Genomic DNA, 19,238 nt, shown 5'->3' on the forward strand with positions numbered 1-19,238 from the left:
CCTGCGCTCAGCCCTTGCCCTTCAGGCTTACCAACTGCGTCATGACACCCTCCAGACCGCCGAACACGGTCAACTTGTCGATCTTCTCGGTGATCTTCTCCAGCGCCTCGAGCTCCTTGAGGCGCATCAGCACCGGGCTGTCCTCGATCAACTTCGCGGTGTTGAGCAGGCTGCGCGTGGCGTTGGCCTCCTCGCGGCGGCGGATCACGTTGGCTTGCGCGGTCTTTTCCGCCTGCACCACGCCGTTGAGGATCTCCTTCATCTCGCCCGGCAGGATCACGTCCTTGACGCCGACTCCCAGCACTTCGACGCCGATGCCGGCGACCTGGCCGCGCACGTAGGCGAAGATGTCGGCGTCGAGCGAGGCCTTGTCGCCGAGCAGCTCGTCCAGCGTCTTCGACGAGACCGCCTTGCGCAGGCCGTACTGCAGCTCGCGATAGACGTGCTCGGCGTGCTTGGCGACGCGGGTGCGCGCGGCGACCGGGTCGGTCACGCGCACGCTCGCCGCCAGGTTCACGCGCAGCGATACCTTGTCGCGGGTCAGCAACTCCTGGCCCGACACTTCCATCGCCTGCATGCGCAGCTCGATCACCTCGACGCTGACGTTCTTGCGGAAATTCCAGAACGCATAGGCGCCCGGCTCGAGACGGCGCACGAACTTGCCGTCGACGAACAACAGCCCGGCCGACTCGGTCGGCACCGCGCCGGCGACCGCGATGCGGTCCAGGTAAGCGAGCTGACGCAAGCGGTTTGCGACGTCCGGCTCGATCGCCAGGCCGTCGCCGAGGACGATGGTCCGCACTTCGATCTGCGCCAGCCCCTTCCAGTACAGCTGGCGGGTGCCAGGTGCGAGCACATCGTCGATCCTGCCGTTGCGCAGCACCAGACCGATCTCCTGCATGCCCAGGTTGGCGAGCACGAAGTGTTCGTCCAGGCGCGCGCCGAGGCCGGCGATCAGCGCATCGGCGTCGCGCCCGTTGTATTGGGCGTCGACGATCGAATGCGCCGTCACTTCGAGCTGGTGCTGCCAGTTGCTGAGTCGATGCACGCCGGGGCCGAGCACGCGCTCGATCCGGCGGTTGCGGTAAACCAGGGCGCGCTCGGCATCGCCGACCACGACCTTCTTCATCCAGAACATGGTGTTCTCCTTGTGGTTCCGGTGGGCCCGATCCGTGGTGATGGCCGCTGCGACCGAATCGGTCGTCGCAACGGCGCGGTGATCCGTCGTGCGCGAGCGCCGACGAGAGCAATAGGTAGGAAACGCCCCTGGCATCGTCATCGCGAAACCCGCGCGCTGCCGGCGGGAGGCGATGCGGCCCGCGTTCGCGACGTTCCCTGTCGCGAGGCTTGCGCCGCACCGTCGCGCGCCACGAGGGCGCGGGTCCGGCGATGTCGCCGCTGCGTCGTTCCGTTGCGCGCCGCGCGAACGCGGCGTTTGGCGAAACGCCGCGCGGGGCGTTTCCTGGATCGGAACTTTCGTTCCTGATTAACTGCTTGGAAGGCAGTTAGGGATAACGGGACTCGAACCCGCGACCGACAGCATCGAAAGCTGTTGCTCTACCCGACTGAGCTATATCCAAAGACCGACGGATCGGATTCGAACCGATGACCCGCGCACTACGTCGCTGCTCTACCAGGCTGAGCTACCGTCGGTTTGAGAAACATCCATCCGCGGACGTCGGCATACGCCACGGCAATGCCGCGCGCACCGGACGGGCTGCGAGCCCGTACCGCTGTCGTTCGTTTCATCGGATGCTTCGTATTGCCGACTGTCGCCAATCGGCAATGGGTTCGGGCGCAAGCGCCCATGTCTGCGGTTCCACGATCGGCCGCCCGTGCCGAAGCATCGGGACACAGCGCTCGAAGCGCCTCGACGGCTCATCCCCTTTCCTCTCGGATGCTTCGGGGGTATGGACTCGCGTTATTGCTTGGTTTTTCCCTTTGCGGACGCTGAAACTGAAACGCCCCCGGTGGTGAACCGAGGGCGTTCGCGTTCCTCGGGAGATCGGGGCGACCGATCTCCCGTGGTAAAGGGAGTCAGTCCGGCGTGTGCAGAACGTCGAGGCGACCGCGCTTCGTCGACGCGCGATCGAACAGGCCGTGGCACGAGGGCCGCGGTGCGTTCTGTTTGGCGATGTCGAGTGTGAAATGCACGGAAGGAGGTCGGTCGAATGCGTCGCTAGGACGAAGGCCGCGAACGATACGCCCGCGAAAAACCGGATGCAATACCGTTCGTCGCCCCGTGAGCGGTGCGGTGCGATCGAAGGGAGAGAGGTTTCTTCCAATGACGGTGCCGCTCGTTCGTCGAGTGGTTTCGATCAAGCGCGTTTTGCTTCGGCGAGGCGGCGGCTCGAATGCGCTTGCCCTCGCCCCGATCCTCTCGCGCATCGCGGGAGAGGGCGCCGATAGCTTCGCTGCGGCGGCGGTGTCATCTCTGTGTGCAAGCGATCCTCGCGATCAGCGCGTCGCTGTCGATCACTTCGGCGAACTCCGCGCGCAAGGTCGCCAGATGCGCGCGGCTGACCGCTTCGGCCGGGATCACGCTGCCGTCGGCGTCGGCGAGGTCGAAGCAGAAGCAGGCGTCGGCAACGACGATGGTGCGGTAGCCCAGGTTGCTGGCAACGCGCGCGGTGGTCGATACGCACATGTCGGTGCTGATGCCGAACAGGGCGACGGTGTCGACGCCGAGCCGGCGCAGGCGCAGGTCGAGGTCGGTGCCGATGAAGGCGGCGTTGACCGACTTGCCGATCGCGGTTTCGCCCGGCCGCGGTTCGAAGCCGGGGCGAAAGGCGTTGCCGGGGTGCGAGGGATGCAGCGTCGAGCCGGCATGGATCGAATCGTGGCGGACGTGGATCAGCGGCCATCCGCGTTCGCGCCACGCCGTGAGCAGGCGCTGGCCGTTGGCTTCCATGTCGGGGTTGTTGCGCCGGCCCCAGGGTGGGTAGTCGAAGCCCCGTTGCACGTCGATGGGGATCAGGGCGATGCGGTTCGGCTCGGTCATGGTCGCTCGGGTGATGAGTGGGGTTCAGTCGGCAGGAAGGTGGGGGCCGCCGTAGGCGCGCTGGACGATGGCGATGCGTTGCTCGAAGCGCTGGTACCAGCGGCGGTGGCCCAGGTCGCGGGCGACCGTGTGCTCGGCGTGTTCGCGCCAGGCGCGGATCGCCTGTTCGCTGTCGAAGTAGGCGACCGTGATGCCGAAACCGTCGGCGCCGCGCGTCGATTCGAAACCGAGAAAGCCCGGCTGGTCGCGCACCAGTTCGGCCATGCGCGTGGCGGTGCGGTCGTAGCCTTCGGCGTCCGCGGCGCTGCGCTGCGAGGAGAAGATCACCGCGTAGTAGGGCGGGGCGGGCAGGTCGGCGAAGCCGGAGGCGGCCATCGGTGCGGGTCCGGTCAGGGTGCGAGGCGATGGCTTATCGTGCGTATTCGCCTGCGCCGGTCTCAACCCGGCAGAATGCCGGTCAGGCCGGCGATAGTGCCGGCGTTCTCGCCGGATGGATGGCCCTTGCGATGAAGACGCTCGACGACACCGACCGCAAGCTGATCGCGCTGCTGCAGGACAACGCGCGCTCGTCGACGGTGGCCCTGGCCAAGGCGGTGGGGTTGTCGCGCAGCACCGTGCAGGAGCGCCTGCAGCGCCTGGAGGCGGCCGGGGTCATCGCCCAATACACCGTGCGCCTGGGCAGCGGCGGCGATCCGCTGCGGGCCTGGTTGCTGCTGCGCTATGGCGAGGGCTTCAGTTGCGACGACGTGGTGCCGCCGTTGGCGCAACTGCCGCAGGTGCGCCTGATCCACAGCGTCGCCGGCGAGATCGATCTGATGGTGCTGGTGGAAACGCATTCGCCGAGCGAGCTGGCGGACCTGCGCGAGCGGGTCGCCGCGTTGAAGGGGGTCGACGACGTGACCACCGTGCCGGTGCTGCGCACCGCCCTGGATCGGTCGTGACGGCGCACGGCTTTGGGTAGGGACGGCGCAAGCCGCGACCGCGGCGTTGCAACGGCCGGCGCAGGTCGCCGCTTACGCCGCTCTGACACGAGCAGCGCTCATTCCGGTTCGACCCCGGCCAGCTTCATGACCCAGGCCGGCGTCTCCGGTTCGCCGGCAAGGACACTCGCCGGCGGGTGTTCGCCGGTGGCCCAGCGGTGCAGCCAGCTGGGGCCGAGCGGGCCGAGGTAGGCGTCGCTGCGCTCGAAGGCGGGGTCGCGCATGGCTTCGTCCAGGTCGACGAAACGGTAGCCGCGCTTGCGCATCATCGCGATCAGCTCGCCATAGGTATCGGCGTTGAGCGCGTTGGCGTGGATCAGCCAGATCTGCGGCAGGGCGTAGCCGAGCAGGGCGACCGATTGGCGTTCGTAGTAGTCGAGTTTGTCGCCCATGTGCTCGACGTAGTCGCCGCGCAGCCTGGCCTTGAGCTTGCGCGCCTCGCGCCTGGACAGATCGGGCGATTCGCCGACTCGCAGGTAGGCGGTGGCCCAGATCCAATCGGTGTTGTCGGCGGTGACCGGCGCGATGCGGTAACCGTGTCCGGCGAGGAAGCGCTGCAGATCGGCCTTGTCCTGCGCGCTGCGGCCGGCGCGCAGATAGGGATGACGGAACCAGCGCGGCGGCGCGCGGCCGGCGCGTTCCAACAAGGGCCGCAACTGCCGTTCGCCGAGCAGGATGTCGGCCTGGTAGGCCGGCAGACCGACCGCATGCAGGTCGAGGTGGCCGTGGCCGTGGTTGCCGAGCTCGGCGCCGGCGTCGAGCCAGTCGCGCAGCATCGCCAGGCGTTCGGGCTGGACCTGGCCGTCGTGTTCGAGCTTGCCCTCGTTGACGAAACCGATCGCCGGCACGCCGGCGCGCTCGATCGCCGCGACCAGGCGGCGGTGGCCGTCGATCGCCTCGGCGCTCGGCACCGAGGGCAACTGCACCCAGGGCAGATCGTCGACGGTCATGACGATGCGGCGGTCGGGAACATGACCTCGGTCGGGAGCGTCGGTCGCGGCGCCGGCGACCGACGGCCACGAGGCGGCGACGGCGAACAGGCAGGCAAGGAACAGATGCAGCGATGTGAGCGGACGCATGCGGGGCTCCGGAGCAGAAGCGGCGATCATCGCCGCCTCCGCACCCGCAAGAAACCGCCTTCCGGCCGAGACCGGCACGGAAGGTCTACTACTTTGGTCAATTCAGCTTGCGCGAAATGAAGTAGTAGGCGAGATTGCCCAACCCGCAGGCGCCGAGCAGCACCGCGACCATGCCCGGGGTGGCTTCGCGCCAACCGGTGGCCTCGATGATGCCGAAGGCGAGAGCCAGCAGGACCATGACGATGCCCCAGCGCAAGGCGCCGTGGCGGCGACGGATGTCTTCGTCGCGGGCCATCGAGCGCAACAGCTCTTCGGCGCCGCCGGTCGACAGCAACTTACTGCGGAAGCGCGCGTCCACGACGATCTTGATCGCGAAGACGATGCAGATGAACAGGGTAATGGGGATAAGAAGTTCGAATTCCATGTGGGCAGTCTCTTCGGGTTCGGGTCACGAGGTAATGGATACGGGTACCTGGCGATCGGTTGCAGGCCCGGGCGATGGGGCTGCGGCCGGGGCTGGGCGCGGTGAACTACGCCGGTTACAGGGTGGCCGGCGGGGTCGGCCGGTCCGGCCTGGCCATGCGGAAGTTGACCGTTGTCATATCGCGATGGATATCCTCGTCACTGCAACCGATTGCGTCCTGACCGCATCTTGAGTGGGATGACCGGCCTCCCCATCAACGACGACCGCAGTCTGGTCGCTGCCGTCCTGGCCCAGACGCCGGGCGCTTTCGAGCGTTTGGTGCGGGACTATCAGGGGCTGTGCTGGCACATCATCCAGCGCATGGTGCGGCACCCGGACGACACCCGCGAGCTGTGCCAGGAGGCGTTCCTGCGGGTGCACCAGTGCCTGCACCAGTACCGCCACGAAAGCCCCTTGAAGTCGTGGATCGGCCAGGTCGCCTATTCGGTCGCCAAGCGCCATCTCGAACGCAAGCGCATTCCGATCCTCGAAGTCGCCGACGACGAAGACGCCTTGTCGCCGCTCGACATGGTCAGCGACGGCTTCGACCTGGAGGCGGCCTGTGCCGACGAGGAGATCGCCGCCGGGCTGCACGCCGAAATCGAAGCTTTGCCGCCGCTGCAACGCACCTTGTTGACCCTGTATCACCTCGAAGAAGTGCCCATCGGCGAAATCGCCAGCATGACCGGCCTGGCCGAGGGCACGATCAAGAGCCATCTGTTCCGGACTCGCGCCCGCCTGCGCCAGCGCCTCGAAGCCCGGTTGGGAGAATTCGCATGAACCGTAACGGCATTCCTTCCGATCACGAACCGCGTTTCGACGATGAACGCATCGCGCGCGAGTGGCGGCTGCAGGAGCGCGCGCTGCAGGAAGAGCGCGCCGGCATGCCGATGAGCGCCGGCGATCCGCGCCTGGCCCAGTACCGTTTGCTCAGCCGGGCGCTGCGTGCGCCGGTGATGGAGCCGATTCCCTACGGTTTCGCCGCGCAGGTCGCGCGCCGGGCCGAGTCCGCGGCGACCGCCGGCGATCGCCTCGAACGCCTGCTGCAAGGCGGTTTGCTGGGCCTGCTGTTGGTGATCGGTATGGGCATGATGATGGCGACCAGCGCGAACTGGTTGCCGGCGCTGCAGGCGCCGTTGCAGGCCTTGCCGCAAGGCAGCGTGTCCTGGGGGCTGGTGGTCGCGGCTTGCTGCGCCCTGACCTGGGGTTGGGACGGCGCTCTGCGCGGTCTGGGCTTGGACGGCGGCGCGCAAGGCCGCGCCGCGTAAGCAAGGCCTGCGCCATCGCGCAGGCGCGCCGCTGCGTTGTGATGTTGCGCGGTCGTCGACGCGGATCTGTGACGCAGTCGCGGCTCCGAGGCGTTCGTCGGGCGCGCGGCGATCGATTCGCCACTCGCCTGCGGCCCTCCGGACGGGCATCGAACATCGTTTGAAACGCCGCGCCGACGTGTCGCGGCGCACGCGCCTTCCGTGACGCTCGCAGCCTTGCCGCCCCGCGCGCGCAACGGCATCCGACGCGTATTGCGGACACCGGCGAAGGTGACGAAATCGCAACGCGTCGACGAAAACGGGAACGGAAGTCGAGTATCGCGACGGGGTGCGCAGTTCATCGCCCTCAGCAGCAGGCGCGTGTCACCCAAGTAACAGCCATCGCCAGACCCCCTAACCAGACTCGCTCTCAGGTGCTCGACACAGGAGAAGCGAGAGATGGAACGTCCCAAGAATGAGCGCGACGACCTCAAGGTCGCCGACGAAATGTTCGCCAACGCTTGGCGGATGTGTTTGCCCGAACTGGAGGCGCGTTCGCGCCGCTTCGCCGACGGACAGCGCGACCAGGCCGAGGAATTGCTGGCCAATACCGCGATCAAGGCCCTGCTGTTCATGCGCCGCGCGCCGCAGACCGTGACCGATCCCTGCGGCTTCCTGTTCGTGGTGCTGCGTCACGTATTTCTCGACAGCGTGCGCCGGCGAGGACGCGACCGCGAGGTGTTCGACCGCAACCGCGAGATCGACAGCGAAGCCAGCGGCTTCGCCCACGACGGCCTGTCGGCGCTGCAGAAGCTGGAACTGGACCAGCAACTCGATCGCGTCGTCGCCGCGGTCTCGCGCTTGAGCCGCGAACAGCGTCGCCTGTTCGCCTATCGCTTCATCGACGATCTGCCGTACCCGGTGATCGCCCAGAAATTCCATATCAACCAGCCGCTCGCGCGCAAGCGCGTGGAGCTGCTGCGCAACCGTCTGAAGACTGCGATGGCGCGCGACTGAGCGCGTTCGAGCGGGCGGGGCGGAGACCTCGTTCGCGGGGTCTGCAAGCGCATCGGTCAAATCTCGTTTCACAACGGTACTGGCCGGGCGTTCCTCCCAATCAGACCCACGACGAATAACGGAATGGACAGCGCGACCCCGGCGCCGGTCATGCCGACCCCTTCAAACCGCACCATTCAAGGACAGGCTCATGGCCGACGAGACCTCCGTCAATTCGCAGATCACCGACGCTGTCACCCAAACCAACGTCAAGGTGGTCGCCGAAGCGCCCGCGCAAGCGATCGCATCCCTCTATCAAGTGTCCAGCCATTCGGCCGGCCTGTCGCTGCAGAACGCCGTACACAGCCAGCAAGTGCTCAACCAGATCTCGAGCGCGGTGGTGTCCAAGGCGGTTGCGCTGATCATGGCGATCGGGGAGAAGCCATGACGCTCGCTGCGTCGGCGCTGGCGCCGGCGAGGCGAGGGCATGAGCCCGTTCCCGCTCGCGACCCTCGTTGTGGGAGCGCCCGGCGATGAAACAACGGCCCGGCAAGAGCAAGAACGCGTCGGGCAAGAAAACGGCTCGCAACGCGAGCGCAGCGCCACCGCCAGCATCGTCCGCACCGTCGATCGCATCGTCCACGCCGACACCCTCCACCGCTACGGCCAGCCCCACGCTGCCCATTGCGGCATCCGCTGCCACGCCGCCTATAGCGATACCCGCCGCCATGATCATCAACGCCACCACACCTCCCGCACCGATCGATCCGCCCGCCGCCGATGCCGCAGCGGCCAGCGCCAGCGCCAGCGCGACGACTCCGGCGCCGGCCGCCACCGCGCCCGCTGCCGCGGCGTCGCCTGCGCCTGCAGAATCCGCGGCGCCGGCCGCGCCCGACCCGGCGAATACGCCGGCCGCGACCGCGGCAGCGGCCACCGCTGCGCCGCCGCCGAGCGACGCGCCGACGGCTCCCGCGGCTGCCGCAGATACGCCTGCAACGACGCCCGCAACGACGCCGGCCGACGCGAGCGCAAGTGCGAGTCCGGCGACGTCCGCTACGCCGGCTGCGCCTGTCGATCCGAGCGCGCCGGCGGCTACGGCAACGCCCGCCGCTGCCGCACCCGCGGCATCGACGGCACCCGCAGCACCCGCAGCAGCGGGTGCCACGTCGCCGAGCGATGCCGCCGCGACGTCGCCTGCCAGCGCCGCCGCGGCACCGTCCTCGGCCGCCGCCGCGGGCACGCCGCCGTCGACTCCTGCGACTCCTGCGACGCCACCGCCCTCGCCGCTGGCCGCGGCGCGCAGCCTGGCGGTCGCCAAGAGCGTCGATCCGCCGACGCCGGCTCCGCCGCCGACCGACGCGCTCAATCAGCAGATCGTGCAGGCGGTCCAATTCACCAACGCCGAGACCGCGTCGTATGCGCCGTCGCAGATCGCGACCGGGCCGGACATGATGATCAGCCAGGCCGCCGGCCTGGTGGCGCAATCGGCCGCGGCCTATTTCGACGGTGTCAGCAAGATCGCGCTGGCCAGCCAAGGCATCCTGATGCGGCAAATGACCCAGGACCTGGTCGACAACCACCTCGAGAAAGCCGCCGAGGACGCGTTGGGCATTCTCGCCACCGACATCCTCATGGGCGCGGCCGCCGCCGTTGCCGCCGCTGCCGGTGCGATGGAAGCCGAGTCGGCGAGCTTCGCCATCGACCGCATCGATTCAAGCATCGCCAAGTACTCCTCGCTGCTGCAGAACCGCAAGGGCAGTTGACCGCCGCGCCGTCCCGCGCGGGCGTGAACGCACGCCCGCGTCGGCCCGCCGTCGCCGCACCGCACCCACAGGACCCGGGCCATGGCTTATTTCGCCTTGCCGTCGCTGACATTGCCGAGCTATCGCTTCGACTACCACAGCCGTTTCGCCGGCATCCTGCCGGTCGAAGATGCGGCGTCGGTGGCCGGCGACTCGCTGCAATTGCCGGTCGCGTACAAGGTGCAGGGCCGCGACGGCACGGTCGAAGTGCAGGCCACGGTCGCCATCGCCAAGGGCCAGCAACTGTCGTTGGCCGCGGCCTTCGGCGGTGGCGAAGCCGACGACGCCCAGGCCGGTCGCGGCGCGGTGTCCTTGTTTCTCAAGGCGCTGTCGTGGATGGAGGAGAGCAATCCGCTCGCCAGCCTGGCCGCCAGCGGCAACCGCGCGCGCTACGAGCGCGGCGAATGCATCGCCGAGAATCTCTACATCGCCTGCGTCTGCTTGACCCGTTGGTTAGGCCTGAACCTGCGCCGCGGCATCGCCGCCACCGACCCGGTGCTGTACAAGACCGTGCGCGGCGCGCTCGAGGCCCTGGTCAAGGGCGCGAAGCCGAACACCTCGACGACGCTCGACCAGCTGATGCCGGCCTTGCGTTACTTCAACCGCAAGATCTACAGCGCCGGCCAGTACACGCCGTTCGACGATGCCTGCTGCGCACGCTCGTTCGCGATCAAACGGCTGCGCGCCGAGCCCGAAGGCGAAACACGCTATCTGCAGTGGATGGCGATGAGCCTGCGCTATCTCGAACAGCAGGGCGTCGCCCATGTGCAGACGGCCATCGGCGAGGACGAGATCCGCGCGGCCAATGCTGTCGTCGCGAGCTACAACCGAGCCCGCCAGACCCAGTACAAGCTGCTGGCGCGGACCTCGGCGGTCTACGCCGGCGCGCAGGCGCTCGAACGCGATCTGAGCGCCAGGATCCTGCCCCTGTTCGAAGATCCGAGCCTCGGCGAGGTAATCGGCATCGACCTGCCCGGCAGCGGGAACAGGGGCGGCCACTACGCCGAGTTGTTCGCGTTTCTGACTGCGCAGCAGCAGGTTCAACCGAGCCCGGAGCTGACCCGTTTCTTCGGTGCCGGCGCGGGCGCGCGTGCCTTGCAACTGACCAACCACATCCAGTGCGGAGAAGACGCGGGTCTGTCTTCGGACAATCGCTCGGCGATCGGCTATGCCATGGCCTATTCGTTGCGGTTGCCGGCGACGGGTTTCTATCGCGCCTATTCGGACTATGTCTTCGCCTGCCTGGCCGCGGCCAAAGGGCGCCAGGCCGAGGAGGCGCGCGACAGCGCGGGCACGCCGCCGCATCGGACCTACGACGTCTCGGGATTGTTCGACGAGATGTTCCGCAACGACAGCCTGACCTGCGACGGCCTGACCTTGCGCCGCTACGACGTCGCCAGCGCGCGCACGCGCGAGCGGGTCGACTCCGCCGGCAAACGCAACACGATGGCCTTGTGCGAATCGCTGGATCTGCCGTCGTCGGAGCAGGGCCCGAGCTATTACGAGCTGTTGACGGCGAACGCCAGCCTGCTGGGGTTCCGACTCGGCCACGCCTGCCACTACCGCAGCTTCGTCGCTGCGAAGTACCCCTTCATCGCCTTCGACACCCATCTGGGGGGGCATGCGGTCACCGGCGCTCCGGGATGGTTCGCTTCGACCCAGGGCGGCCTCGACGGCTATGTTGACACCGACCTGCTGCGCGTCGCGAGCGACAGGCTGATGTTCACCGGCCTGCAGGCCCTGAGCGCCGCGCAGATCGCCCAACTCATGAGCCTGGTGCGCGATGCCGCGACGCTGACCGATCTGTTCGTCGCCGGCAAGCCGGTGATCCAGGAGCAATTGGCCGCGGCGATGGCGCTGATCGCGAGCGTCGCCAACCTCGACCGCGCCTATGCCGCATTCCAGGCCTTGGTCGAAGCCCTGGCCGGCGACAGCGGCGTGCGCAGCGTCTGGTTCGCGGCGCTGTGCCGGGCCCTGAACCTGTTCATCAACTGGCGTTCCTACCTGCTCGGCTCGGATGCGCAAGGCCTCGAACACAGCGACATCCAGGACGAATTCCTGCGCACGATCGTGCTGCTGGCCTACGACCTGGTGCCTTTCGAGGCCTCCGCGTCGAGCCAGGGCAACGTCGGCGCGCAGTTGCAACAACTGGTCGCCAGCGTCTCGGCCGCCTACTGGCAGGCCACGGTCGGCCCACTCGCGGCTTTTGCCGGCACGCGGCAAATCACTGCGTCGATCGCCGGATACAAGGCGCCGGCGTCCGTCGTCACCGTCACGCGCAAGCCCAGCCCGGCCTGATCGGCGACCGCATTGCGTATCGCATCCCTTGTAAGACCGGAGTTCGCAATGGACGAGAATCTGCATTACCTGCTGCACGAGGAACTGGAAGGTCTGTTCGATCTGCCGGCGGTCAAGGCTGCGCAAGCGGCGTCGCAACAGGCGGTGGAGCAGGCCGTATCGGCGGCGCACGCCGCATCGAGCGAGGCGATGGAGCACGCGCTCGCGCCGGCATCGGCGCCGCCGGTGGCGCCGGCGACCGCGCCGGTAGCGGATCCGGCGCCGCCGGCCGAGCCGGCCGCGGACGGCGACGAGCTGATCGAGCGCTTCCTGCGCCCGGACGTACTCGAAGCGCTGACGAAACTGGCCGGGGTGTCGCCCGAGCAGGTCCTGACGGCCTTGGCCAAGCTGGTCGGCGTGCAGCCCCAGCAGGTGCTGAGCGCGTTGCTGAAGCAGTTGGGAGCGCGCTGATGTCCGCCGCCCCTCCCGATGCAAGCTTCGCCAGCGCAGCGGCCGTCAACGGCGCCGCGCTCAATGGCGCCGCGCTCAATGGTGCCTCGATGAGCCGAACCGCCGCCGATCCGATCCGCACCGAACTGGACCATCACGTCGGCCTGTTGGCCTTGCACGTGCTCGGCCGCGAACTCAGCGACGGAGAACGCGTGCAGGTGAGCGCGGCGCTGGATGCGATCGACGCCGATTCCAAGGCGCGCGCAGCGGCGCCGGCCGGCGCGCCGACGGTCGGACAGCTCGGCCGTTCGCAGGCCGGCAACCTCATCGAATCCGGCCGTCAGCGCATCGAGGACGTGATCGAGCAAAGCCTGCGCCGTACCCAGGCGACGGTGCGCAAGGATGCACGCGCCGAGCGCGAAGCCGAGGCGGCGGTGCTCGGCGCGGTCGAGCGCGCCACCTCGCTCGACGATCTGCGTCCGCCCAAGCCGCCGCCCGGCAACGCAGGCGCCGCCGGCGAGCGGCCGATGATCGCGCAGATCGCCGATCAACTGGCGCACCTCGTCCAGCTCGAAGTCGAGGCCTGCTTCGACAAACAGTTCGGGCCGCTCGCCAAACAACTGCAAAGCGTGATCGACGCCGCGAAGGACAACGGCCTGATCCCGAAGACCCAGAATTCCGCGCCATCGGACGAGTCGCGTGCCGATGCGGAAAACAGCGGAAATTCCGCTGCAAAACCCGATCGGGACAACAACTAAAACACGCCGCCAAGGCGCCAGCATCGGCTTCACAACGCGATAGATGACTCGTTCTTCCAACACGTACGGCATCGGCCGTACTTCATCCCTCCAAGGAGTTCAACATGGCTTTCCCTACCGCCGTCAACGATCAAATCACCGATGCCGTCACCCAGTCCAACGTCAAGGTCATCGGCGAGGCGCCTGCCTTCGCGATGGGCTCGATCTACCAGTCGATGGCCCACTCGACCGGCATCCTGTTCGAAAACGCCGTGTCCGCGCAGCAGCAGCAGAACACGCTGGCGCAGGCGGCGGCCAACCAGGGCGTGATGCAGATCTACAGCCTCGACACCACCGCCGCCGCCGGCGCGACCGAAAAGATCGCCCAGACCGGCGTGTCGGACAACCTGACCAGCCTGCTGACCGTGCTGCGCGCGTTCAAGCCGTAATCGGTTCGATTCGCATACCTCGCAGCCGTTCGGGCCTGACCGCGACGGTCAGGCCAAAGATGCCGGTCCGCGCTCGCGCTGAGCCGGGCCGGCATCCGGGCTCATTCGCTTTCCAGTAATCGCCAACCGAGGATTTCTTCATGGCCTTTCCCACCGCAGTCAACAACCAGATCACCGACGCCGTCACCCAGTCCAACGTCAAGGTCATCGGCGAAGCGCCGGCCTTCGCCATGGGCTCGATCTTCCAGGCCGCCGCGCACTCCACCGGCATCCTGTTCGAGAACGCGGTTTCCTCGCAGCAGCAGCAGAATTCGTTGTCGCTGGCCGCCGCCAACCAGGGCGTGATGCAGATCTACAGCGTCGACACCACCGCCGCCGCAGGCGCCACCGAGAAGGTCGCTCAGACCGGCGTGGCGGACAACCTGACCAGCCTGTTGACCGTGCTCACCTCGTTCAAGCCGTCGCCGTACGCGTAATCCGCAAGGGACACGATGCCGGGCCGCTGCTGGCGCCGGCATCGTACCGGCTCCTGCGTGCCGGGTTCGCGCTGGCGGCGCCGCAACGGCGCCGCACCTCCGACACAGCTCGATCGACGGATCTCGCCGCTCGCCGCAGGCTCCGAACGCAGACGATCCACAGGGGGCGTTATGCAACGTGCCATCGGCCGCATGCGCGGCCACCATGATCGCGGCCTCGTCGCCGCCCGGACTTACGCAACCGCCAGCTCGGGCACGCGGCCGCCCGTATGTGCGTGACACTCGAAGACAACATCGCCGTGCGCCGGCGCCGCTGGGGCCTGGATCGCTGCAACCTCCTGCGCGGTTTGCCGGCGACGCTGCTGGAACACATCGCCCGCCATTCCACCGAACTCAACCTCGAAGAAGGCGATGCGCTGTTCTTCAAGAACGATTCCAGCGACTTCCTCGCCTTCGTCATTCACGGGCGGATCTATAAGCTGCTGTACGGTCCCGATGGTCAGGAGCTCATCGTCGACACCATTGAAAGTGGCGAAACGGTCGACGAAACGCCGTTGCTCGACAACCACTCGCATACCTTCACCGCGGTGGCCTACAGTCCGACCCGCGTGCTGTTGCTGTCGCGCCGCCACTTCCCGAGCCTGACGGCGGACCCGGCGGTCATCGAACGCGCCCATGCCTCGTTGTGCATGCGCTTGCGGCAAGCGGTGGAAAGCCTGGAGACGATGTGCCTGCATCGCCTCGAATCGCGCCTGGCGAGGTATCTGTTGTCGCTGATGCGGTCGCAGACGCGTCCGCGCGAGGACAGTTTCGAGGTCGCCCTGCCGCCGACCCAGAGCATCCTGGCGGCGATGGTCAACGCCAGCCGGCCCAAGTTGAACGCGCAATTGCAAACCTGGCACCGCAGCGGCCTGGTCAGCCGCAAGCGCAACATCCTGCGCATCAACGACATCGACCAGTTCCGCTGCAAGGCCTATCTCGGACGCGATGCCGAGAAGCCGCACGCACGGGCCCGTTCGACCGCGGCCCGCCACAGCGCCTGAAGCGGACGCCTTCGCGCCCGTTTCGATTCGCAGCTATTTCAACATCGGCCCGAGCCGAGTCCACACGTGATCGCGCAGCTTCGGCTGCGCGCTCGCGATCGGGTGCAGGTTGTCGGCCTGGAATGCGGCGCGGTCGAGGGCGATCGGTTCGAGCAGGAACGGCAGCAGGGCGGTGCCGTGTTGGTTCGCCAGTTCGCGGAAGTTGCGCTCGAAGCCCTGGGTGTACTCCTTGCCGAGGTTCGGCGGCATGCGCATGCCGATCAGCAGCACCTGTGCCTTGGCCGCCTTGGCCGCGGCGATCATGCGTTCGAGGTTGGCCCGGCTCTGCGCCAGTTGCAGTCCGCGCAGGCCGTCGTTGGCGCCCAGTTCGATCACCACGACGGCCGGACGGTTGCGCTGCAGTTCGCCGGCGATGCGCGAGGCGCCGCCGGCGGTGGTTTCGCCGCTGATGCTGGCATTGACCACCTTCCAGCCGGGCTTGGTCTTGGCGATGCGCTCGGCGGTCAGCGCCACCCAGCCCTGCGAAGCGGCCAGGCCGTAGCCGGCCGACAGCGAGTCGCCCATGAACAGCACGGTGCGCGCCGCCTTGGCCGCCGGTGCGGCGACCGCAGGCTTGGCCGAGGCTCGTGGGGCGGTCGCCGGTTGCGCCTGCAGCGGCGCCCAAGCGCTCAGCAGCACGGCCGCGGCCAGCAGCGCGGCGCGGGCGCCACGACCAACGGCCCATTGAACGCGGCCCGGCGATGCCGCATATCGTTCTTTCCGGGCTGCGATATCGCCGGCCGGGCCGCAGGCGCGGTCCGGGGCGATGCTGGCGACGCTGGCGCTCGCGCCGTCGCGATCCCCGAAATCGAAGCCCTCGCGGTTGCAGTTCTTAAAACTCATTTAATAACGTCTCCCGAAGATACGGCGAGGCAAACAGATAGGACGATCATGGCAGCTTCCAACCTGGCCGATTCGATCATGGCCGATTCCATCGTGAAGGGTCGCGACGGGACGCACGCTGAAGCGGTATCGCGTGCGGCGGTGCCGACCCTCGAGGTCGACCGGCTGAGCAAGCGTGTGGCGTTGCCGTCCGGCGAACTCACGATCCTCGATGGGGTCGGATTTTCGATCGCCAAGGGCGACACCGTGGCGATCGTCGGGGCCTCCGGCTCGGGCAAGAGCACCCTGCTGTCGTTGATGGCGGGCCTGGACTCGCCGAGCGGCGGCACGGTCGTGCTCGACGGCGAACCGATTTCCTCGCTCGACGAGGACGGCCGTGCGCGCGTGCGCAGCGAGAAAGTCGGCTTCGTGTTCCAGAGCTTCCAGCTGTTGCCATCGCTGACCGCGTTGGAAAACGTGATGCTGCCGCTGGAACTGCGCGGCGACCGCGATGCCTTCGCGCCGGCGCAAGCGATCCTGGCCAAGGTCGGCCTGGGCCAGCGCCTGGATCATTACCCGCGCCAGTTGTCCGGCGGCGAGCAGCAGCGCGTCGCGCTCGCGCGCGCCTTCGTGACCCGGCCGTCGTTGTTGTTCGCCGATGAGCCCACCGGCAATCTCGACACCCACACCGGCCAGGCGATCATCGAATTGCTGTTCGAACTCAACGCCGATGCCGGCACGACCTTGGTGCTGGTGACACACGACGAGCACTTGGCCGAGCGCTGCCATCGCCGCATCCGCCTCGACAGCGGCCGCCTGGTGCAGGAGTGAGCGGCATGCCCCGCACCGTGTCGTTGGCGTGGCGGCAGCTGCGCCGCGACCTCAAGGCCGGCGACGTGCGCATCCTGCTCGCGGCGCTGGTATTGGCCGTGTTGGCGGTGACCGCGGTCGGCTTCGTCACCGATCGCGCCGAACGCGCGTTGACCATCGAAGCCAATCGCCTGCTCGGCGGCGATGCGGTGATCCGCGCCGATCACCCGATCGAGGGCGCCCTGCGCCGGGCGGCGTCGGTGCCGGCGCTGCGCCGCGCCGAAGCCACCGAACTGCAGACCATGATCCGGGTCGGCGAACGTCTGCAACTCGGCGATCTGCGCGCGCTCGGCGAAGGCTTTCCCTTGCGCGGCAGTTTCCGCATCGTCGATCGCGCCGCTGGCGCCGAACGCGATGCGCAGGGCGTGCCGGCGAAGGGCACGGTGTGGATGAGCCGCGCCGGCGCCGACACGCTCGGCGCGCAGATCGGCCAGAGCATCGCGATCGGCGATTCCAGCCTGCGCCTGGCCGCGCTGGTGGTGCAGGAACCGGATGCCTCGCTCGACTATTTCAACATCGCGCCGAAGGTGTTTCTCAACGCCGGCGATCTGCCCGCGACCGGGCTGGTCCAGCCCGGCAGCCGCATCCGCTATCGCCTCGTCGTCGCCGGTGCGCCCGGTGCGGTCGAGCGTTTCGTCGCCGCGGCCAAGCCCGCGCTGCAACGCGGCCAGCGCCTGGAAACCATTTCCGACGCGCGTCCGGAAGTGCGTTCGGCGCTCGACCGCGCCGGGCGTTTCCTCGGTTTGGCCGCGCTGGTCTCGGTGGTGTTGGCGGCGGTCGCGGTGGCGATGGCCGCACGCCGCCATAGCGAGCGCCATTTGTCCGGCACCGCGGTGATGCGCTGCCTTGGTGCCAGCCAGCGCACCCTGGTCGGCATTCACGTCGGCGAGATGGTGCTGCTGGGTCTGATCGCGAGCGCGATCGGCGTCGCGCTCGCCTTCGGCCTGCAATGGCTGATCGGCGGTTGGCTGGAACAAGCCTTGAAGATGTCGATCCCGGGCGCGGGCTGGTTGCCGGCGGTGCAAGGCTTCGGTGTCGGCATGGTGGTGTTGCTCGCTTTCGGCGCGCCGCCGGTGCTCGCGCTGCGGCGCGTGCCGGCCCTGCGCGTGCTGCGCCGCGATCTCGACCCGACCGAGCCCAGCGCCTGGGTGGTCGCGATCGTCGGCCTGCTCGGCCTCGGCGCGCTGCTGTGGTGGAAGGCCGGTTCGGTCGCGCTCGGCGCGGCCATGCTCGGCGGCATCGCCGCGACCCTGGCGGTGCTCGCTTTGCTGGCCTGGGGCCTGATCGTGGTGGTGCGCCGCCTGCGTTCGCGCTTGCGCGGCAGCCTGCGCTACGGCCTGGCCAACGTCAGCCGCCGCGCCGGCACCAGCATCGCCCAGGTCTCGGCGCTCGGCCTGGGCCTGATGGCCTTGCTGCTGCTGACCTTCGTGCGCACCGATCTGCTCGATCGCTGGCAGCTGTCGTTGTCGGCCGATGCGCCGAACCGCTTCATCATCAACGTGCAGCAGGACCAGATCGCCGACGTGCGCCGTTTCATCGGCGAGCAAGGCCTGCCGGCGCCGACCCTGTTTCCGATGATCCGCGGGCGCTTGGTCGCGCACAACGGCAAGGCCGTCACCGGCGCCGACTATGCCGAGCGCGGCGAGCGCGCCAAGCAATTGGCCGAGCGCGAATTCAATCTGTCGGTCGCCGACAGCCTGCGCTCGGACAACAAGATCGTCGACGGCAAGTTCTGGGCCGCGCGAAAGCTAGCCCGGCCCGAGGTTTCCGTCGAGGAAGGTTTCGCCGAGGAGCTGGGCTGGAAGCTCGGCGACCAGGTCGGCTTCGACATCGCCGGGCAGAACTTCCAGGCCACCGTCACCAGCCTGCGCAAGGTCGATTGGGAAAGTTTCCGCCCGAACTTCTTCGTCATCGCTTCGCCCGGTTCGCTCGACGGTTATGCGGCGAGCTACATCACCGCGATGAACGTGCCGGCCGAGCGCACGCGTTTCACCTCGCAGTTGGTCGAACGCTTCCCGAACCTGTCGGTGATCGACATCGACCAGGTGCTCAAGCAAGTGCGCAGCACCGCCGACCAGGTCTCGACCGTGGTCGAGGTGGTGTTCTATTTCTCCCTGGTCGCCGGCGTGCTGGTGTTGATGGCGGCGGTCAGCGCGAGCCAGGACGAACGCTTGCTCGAAGGCGGGGTGATGCGCGTGCTCGGCGGCAGCCGGCGCCAGTTGCGCCTGGCCCAAGCCTCGGAGTTCGCCGCGATCGGTCTGCTGTCGGGTTTGACCGCGGCCATCGCCGCTTCGGTGCTGGCCGGCGTGGTCGCGGTGCAGGTGTTCGATCTGCCTTGGGAATTCGACGCGCGCATGGCCGCGTTCGGCGCCGCCGCCGGCGTGCTGGCGGCCTTGGCGGCCGGCATGTTCGCCACTCGCCGGGTACTGGACGCACCACCGTCGGTGACCTTGCGCGAATTGCAGGGCTGAGTTCGGCGAGCCCACCTCACTGAACTTCGGCTTCGA

Annotated in this window: 20 protein-coding genes and 2 tRNA genes; 14 read left to right on the forward strand and 8 right to left on the reverse strand. The window is 68.1% G+C overall.

What is annotated here, in order from left to right; all coding sequences use genetic code 11:
* Positions 1 to 7: 7 nt before the first annotated feature.
* The 5 genes from EX88_RS0105895 to EX88_RS0105925 form a co-directional block, all read right to left on the reverse strand.
* A complete protein-coding gene (locus EX88_RS0105895) occupies positions 8 to 1,138 on the reverse strand; it encodes a slipin family protein (RefSeq protein ID WP_031371079.1) in 1,131 nt (376 codons plus the stop codon).
* Positions 1,139 to 1,506: 368 nt separating this feature from the next.
* A tRNA-Arg gene (locus tag EX88_RS0105905) sits at positions 1,507 to 1,578 on the reverse strand.
* A gap of 4 nt (positions 1,579 to 1,582) precedes the next feature.
* Positions 1,583 to 1,653, reverse strand: a tRNA-OTHER gene (locus EX88_RS0105910).
* A 775-nt stretch (positions 1,654 to 2,428) separates the two neighbouring features.
* Positions 2,429 to 3,001 carry a cysteine hydrolase family protein gene (locus EX88_RS0105920; RefSeq protein ID WP_031371080.1) on the reverse strand — a complete coding sequence of 191 codons (573 nt, stop codon included), beginning with the start codon at positions 2,999 to 3,001 and terminating at the stop codon, positions 2,429 to 2,431.
* Between the two features lie 24 nt (positions 3,002 to 3,025).
* Positions 3,026 to 3,376, reverse strand: coding sequence for an antibiotic biosynthesis monooxygenase family protein (locus tag EX88_RS0105925; protein WP_031371081.1), 351 nt, complete (start codon positions 3,374 to 3,376; stop codon positions 3,026 to 3,028).
* 131 nt (positions 3,377 to 3,507) lie between these two features.
* Here EX88_RS0105925 and EX88_RS0105930 point away from each other — a divergent pair, with 131 nt between their 5' ends.
* The gene (locus tag EX88_RS0105930) at positions 3,508 to 3,942 is read left to right on the forward strand and encodes an Lrp/AsnC family transcriptional regulator (protein ID WP_031371082.1); all 435 of its coding nucleotides are present in this window, start codon (positions 3,508 to 3,510) and stop codon (positions 3,940 to 3,942) included.
* A 98-nt stretch (positions 3,943 to 4,040) separates the two neighbouring features.
* Here EX88_RS0105930 and EX88_RS0105935 read toward each other — a convergent pair whose 3' ends face one another.
* Both EX88_RS0105935 and EX88_RS0105940 read right to left on the reverse strand, forming a co-directional pair.
* Positions 4,041 to 5,060: a polysaccharide deacetylase family protein gene (locus tag EX88_RS0105935; protein WP_081930654.1), complete on the reverse strand. Its 1,020-nt coding sequence runs from the start codon at positions 5,058 to 5,060 to the stop codon at positions 4,041 to 4,043.
* Positions 5,061 to 5,157: 97 nt separating this feature from the next.
* Complete coding sequence (locus EX88_RS0105940) at positions 5,158 to 5,484, reverse strand: DUF6249 domain-containing protein (protein WP_031371084.1); 327 nt, start codon at positions 5,482 to 5,484, stop codon at positions 5,158 to 5,160.
* A gap of 237 nt (positions 5,485 to 5,721) precedes the next feature.
* Between EX88_RS0105940 and EX88_RS0105950 the strand changes: the two genes are divergently transcribed.
* The 11 genes from EX88_RS0105950 (at position 5,722) to EX88_RS0106005 (ending at position 15,000) form a co-directional block, all read left to right on the forward strand.
* Positions 5,722 to 6,303 (forward strand): RNA polymerase sigma factor, encoded by a 582-nt coding sequence (locus tag EX88_RS0105950; protein WP_031371085.1) that lies wholly within the window; start codon positions 5,722 to 5,724, stop codon positions 6,301 to 6,303.
* Entirely contained in the window at positions 6,300 to 6,791 is a 492-nt protein-coding gene (locus EX88_RS24375) for a hypothetical protein (RefSeq protein ID WP_051884593.1), read from the forward strand. Before EX88_RS0105950 ends, EX88_RS24375 begins: the two co-directional genes overlap by 4 nt.
* A gap of 438 nt (positions 6,792 to 7,229) precedes the next feature.
* A complete protein-coding gene (locus EX88_RS0105960) occupies positions 7,230 to 7,787 on the forward strand; it encodes an RNA polymerase sigma factor (RefSeq protein ID WP_031371087.1) in 558 nt (185 codons plus the stop codon).
* A 190-nt stretch (positions 7,788 to 7,977) separates the two neighbouring features.
* Positions 7,978 to 8,214: a RebB family R body protein gene (locus EX88_RS0105965; RefSeq protein ID WP_031371088.1), complete on the forward strand. Its 237-nt coding sequence runs from the start codon at positions 7,978 to 7,980 to the stop codon at positions 8,212 to 8,214.
* A 280-nt stretch (positions 8,215 to 8,494) separates the two neighbouring features.
* Positions 8,495 to 9,529, forward strand: coding sequence for a hypothetical protein (locus EX88_RS27055; protein WP_235186204.1), 1,035 nt, complete (start codon positions 8,495 to 8,497; stop codon positions 9,527 to 9,529).
* 81 nt (positions 9,530 to 9,610) lie between these two features.
* The gene (locus tag EX88_RS0105980) at positions 9,611 to 11,866 is read left to right on the forward strand and encodes a hypothetical protein (protein WP_031371089.1); all 2,256 of its coding nucleotides are present in this window, start codon (positions 9,611 to 9,613) and stop codon (positions 11,864 to 11,866) included.
* Between the two features lie 48 nt (positions 11,867 to 11,914).
* Positions 11,915 to 12,316 (forward strand): hypothetical protein, encoded by a 402-nt coding sequence (locus tag EX88_RS0105985; protein WP_031371090.1) that lies wholly within the window; start codon positions 11,915 to 11,917, stop codon positions 12,314 to 12,316.
* A complete protein-coding gene (locus EX88_RS24380; RefSeq protein ID WP_051884595.1) occupies positions 12,316 to 13,053 on the forward strand; it encodes a hypothetical protein in 738 nt (245 codons plus the stop codon). The genes EX88_RS0105985 and EX88_RS24380 overlap by 1 nt, the downstream gene beginning before the upstream one ends.
* Before the next feature lie 104 nt (positions 13,054 to 13,157).
* Complete coding sequence (locus EX88_RS0105995; protein ID WP_031371092.1) at positions 13,158 to 13,481, forward strand: RebB family R body protein; 324 nt, start codon at positions 13,158 to 13,160, stop codon at positions 13,479 to 13,481.
* Positions 13,482 to 13,621: 140 nt separating this feature from the next.
* Positions 13,622 to 13,957: a RebB family R body protein gene (locus EX88_RS0106000; RefSeq protein ID WP_031371093.1), complete on the forward strand. Its 336-nt coding sequence runs from the start codon at positions 13,622 to 13,624 to the stop codon at positions 13,955 to 13,957.
* Between the two features lie 269 nt (positions 13,958 to 14,226).
* Positions 14,227 to 15,000 carry a Crp/Fnr family transcriptional regulator gene (locus EX88_RS0106005; protein WP_081930655.1) on the forward strand — a complete coding sequence of 258 codons (774 nt, stop codon included), beginning with the start codon at positions 14,227 to 14,229 and terminating at the stop codon, positions 14,998 to 15,000.
* A 33-nt stretch (positions 15,001 to 15,033) separates the two neighbouring features.
* Here EX88_RS0106005 and EX88_RS0106010 read toward each other — a convergent pair whose 3' ends face one another.
* Positions 15,034 to 15,882: an arylesterase gene (locus tag EX88_RS0106010; RefSeq protein ID WP_081930656.1), complete on the reverse strand. Its 849-nt coding sequence runs from the start codon at positions 15,880 to 15,882 to the stop codon at positions 15,034 to 15,036.
* A gap of 48 nt (positions 15,883 to 15,930) precedes the next feature.
* Between EX88_RS0106010 and EX88_RS0106015 the strand changes: the two genes are divergently transcribed.
* Complete coding sequence (locus tag EX88_RS0106015) at positions 15,931 to 16,692, forward strand: ABC transporter ATP-binding protein (RefSeq protein ID WP_235186205.1); 762 nt, start codon at positions 15,931 to 15,933, stop codon at positions 16,690 to 16,692.
* Positions 16,693 to 16,697: 5 nt separating this feature from the next.
* On the forward strand, positions 16,698 to 19,202 hold the full coding sequence (locus tag EX88_RS0106020; protein WP_031371097.1) for an ABC transporter permease: 2,505 nt from the start codon (positions 16,698 to 16,700) through the stop codon (positions 19,200 to 19,202).
* The last annotated feature ends 36 nt before the right edge of the window (positions 19,203 to 19,238 follow it).

This window comes from Lysobacter antibioticus, from assembly GCF_000731095.1.
Classification (GTDB): Bacteria; Pseudomonadota; Gammaproteobacteria; order Xanthomonadales; family Xanthomonadaceae; genus Lysobacter; species Lysobacter antibioticus_B.

What these genes read in the sequence shown, in the direction of transcription:
- EX88_RS0105895 (WP_031371079.1), bottom strand. Translation starts at nt 1,138, where the DNA reads ATGTTCTGGATGAAGAAGGTCGTGGTCGGCGATGCCGAGCGCGCCCTG.
- EX88_RS0105920 (WP_031371080.1), bottom strand. Translation starts at nt 3,001, where the DNA reads ATGACCGAGCCGAACCGCATCGCCCTGATCCCCATCGACGTGCAACGG.
- EX88_RS0105925 (WP_031371081.1), bottom strand. Translation starts at nt 3,376, where the DNA reads ATGGCCGCCTCCGGCTTCGCCGACCTGCCCGCCCCGCCCTACTACGCG.
- EX88_RS0105930 (WP_031371082.1), top strand. Translation starts at nt 3,508, where the DNA reads ATGAAGACGCTCGACGACACCGACCGCAAGCTGATCGCGCTGCTGCAG.
- EX88_RS0105935 (WP_081930654.1), bottom strand. Translation starts at nt 5,060, where the DNA reads ATGCGTCCGCTCACATCGCTGCATCTGTTCCTTGCCTGCCTGTTCGCC.
- EX88_RS0105940 (WP_031371084.1), bottom strand. Translation starts at nt 5,484, where the DNA reads ATGGAATTCGAACTTCTTATCCCCATTACCCTGTTCATCTGCATCGTC.
- EX88_RS0105950 (WP_031371085.1), top strand. Translation starts at nt 5,722, where the DNA reads ATGACCGGCCTCCCCATCAACGACGACCGCAGTCTGGTCGCTGCCGTC.
- EX88_RS24375 (WP_051884593.1), top strand. Translation starts at nt 6,300, where the DNA reads ATGAACCGTAACGGCATTCCTTCCGATCACGAACCGCGTTTCGACGAT.
- EX88_RS0105960 (WP_031371087.1), top strand. Translation starts at nt 7,230, where the DNA reads ATGGAACGTCCCAAGAATGAGCGCGACGACCTCAAGGTCGCCGACGAA.
- EX88_RS0105965 (WP_031371088.1), top strand. Translation starts at nt 7,978, where the DNA reads ATGGCCGACGAGACCTCCGTCAATTCGCAGATCACCGACGCTGTCACC.
- EX88_RS27055 (WP_235186204.1), top strand. Translation starts at nt 8,495, where the DNA reads ATGATCATCAACGCCACCACACCTCCCGCACCGATCGATCCGCCCGCC.
- EX88_RS0105980 (WP_031371089.1), top strand. Translation starts at nt 9,611, where the DNA reads ATGGCTTATTTCGCCTTGCCGTCGCTGACATTGCCGAGCTATCGCTTC.
- EX88_RS0105985 (WP_031371090.1), top strand. Translation starts at nt 11,915, where the DNA reads ATGGACGAGAATCTGCATTACCTGCTGCACGAGGAACTGGAAGGTCTG.
- EX88_RS24380 (WP_051884595.1), top strand. Translation starts at nt 12,316, where the DNA reads ATGTCCGCCGCCCCTCCCGATGCAAGCTTCGCCAGCGCAGCGGCCGTC.
- EX88_RS0105995 (WP_031371092.1), top strand. Translation starts at nt 13,158, where the DNA reads ATGGCTTTCCCTACCGCCGTCAACGATCAAATCACCGATGCCGTCACC.
- EX88_RS0106000 (WP_031371093.1), top strand. Translation starts at nt 13,622, where the DNA reads ATGGCCTTTCCCACCGCAGTCAACAACCAGATCACCGACGCCGTCACC.
- EX88_RS0106005 (WP_081930655.1), top strand. Translation starts at nt 14,227, where the DNA reads ATGTGCGTGACACTCGAAGACAACATCGCCGTGCGCCGGCGCCGCTGG.
- EX88_RS0106010 (WP_081930656.1), bottom strand. Translation starts at nt 15,882, where the DNA reads ATGAGTTTTAAGAACTGCAACCGCGAGGGCTTCGATTTCGGGGATCGC.
- EX88_RS0106015 (WP_235186205.1), top strand. Translation starts at nt 15,931, where the DNA reads ATGGCAGCTTCCAACCTGGCCGATTCGATCATGGCCGATTCCATCGTG.
- EX88_RS0106020 (WP_031371097.1), top strand. Translation starts at nt 16,698, where the DNA reads ATGCCCCGCACCGTGTCGTTGGCGTGGCGGCAGCTGCGCCGCGACCTC.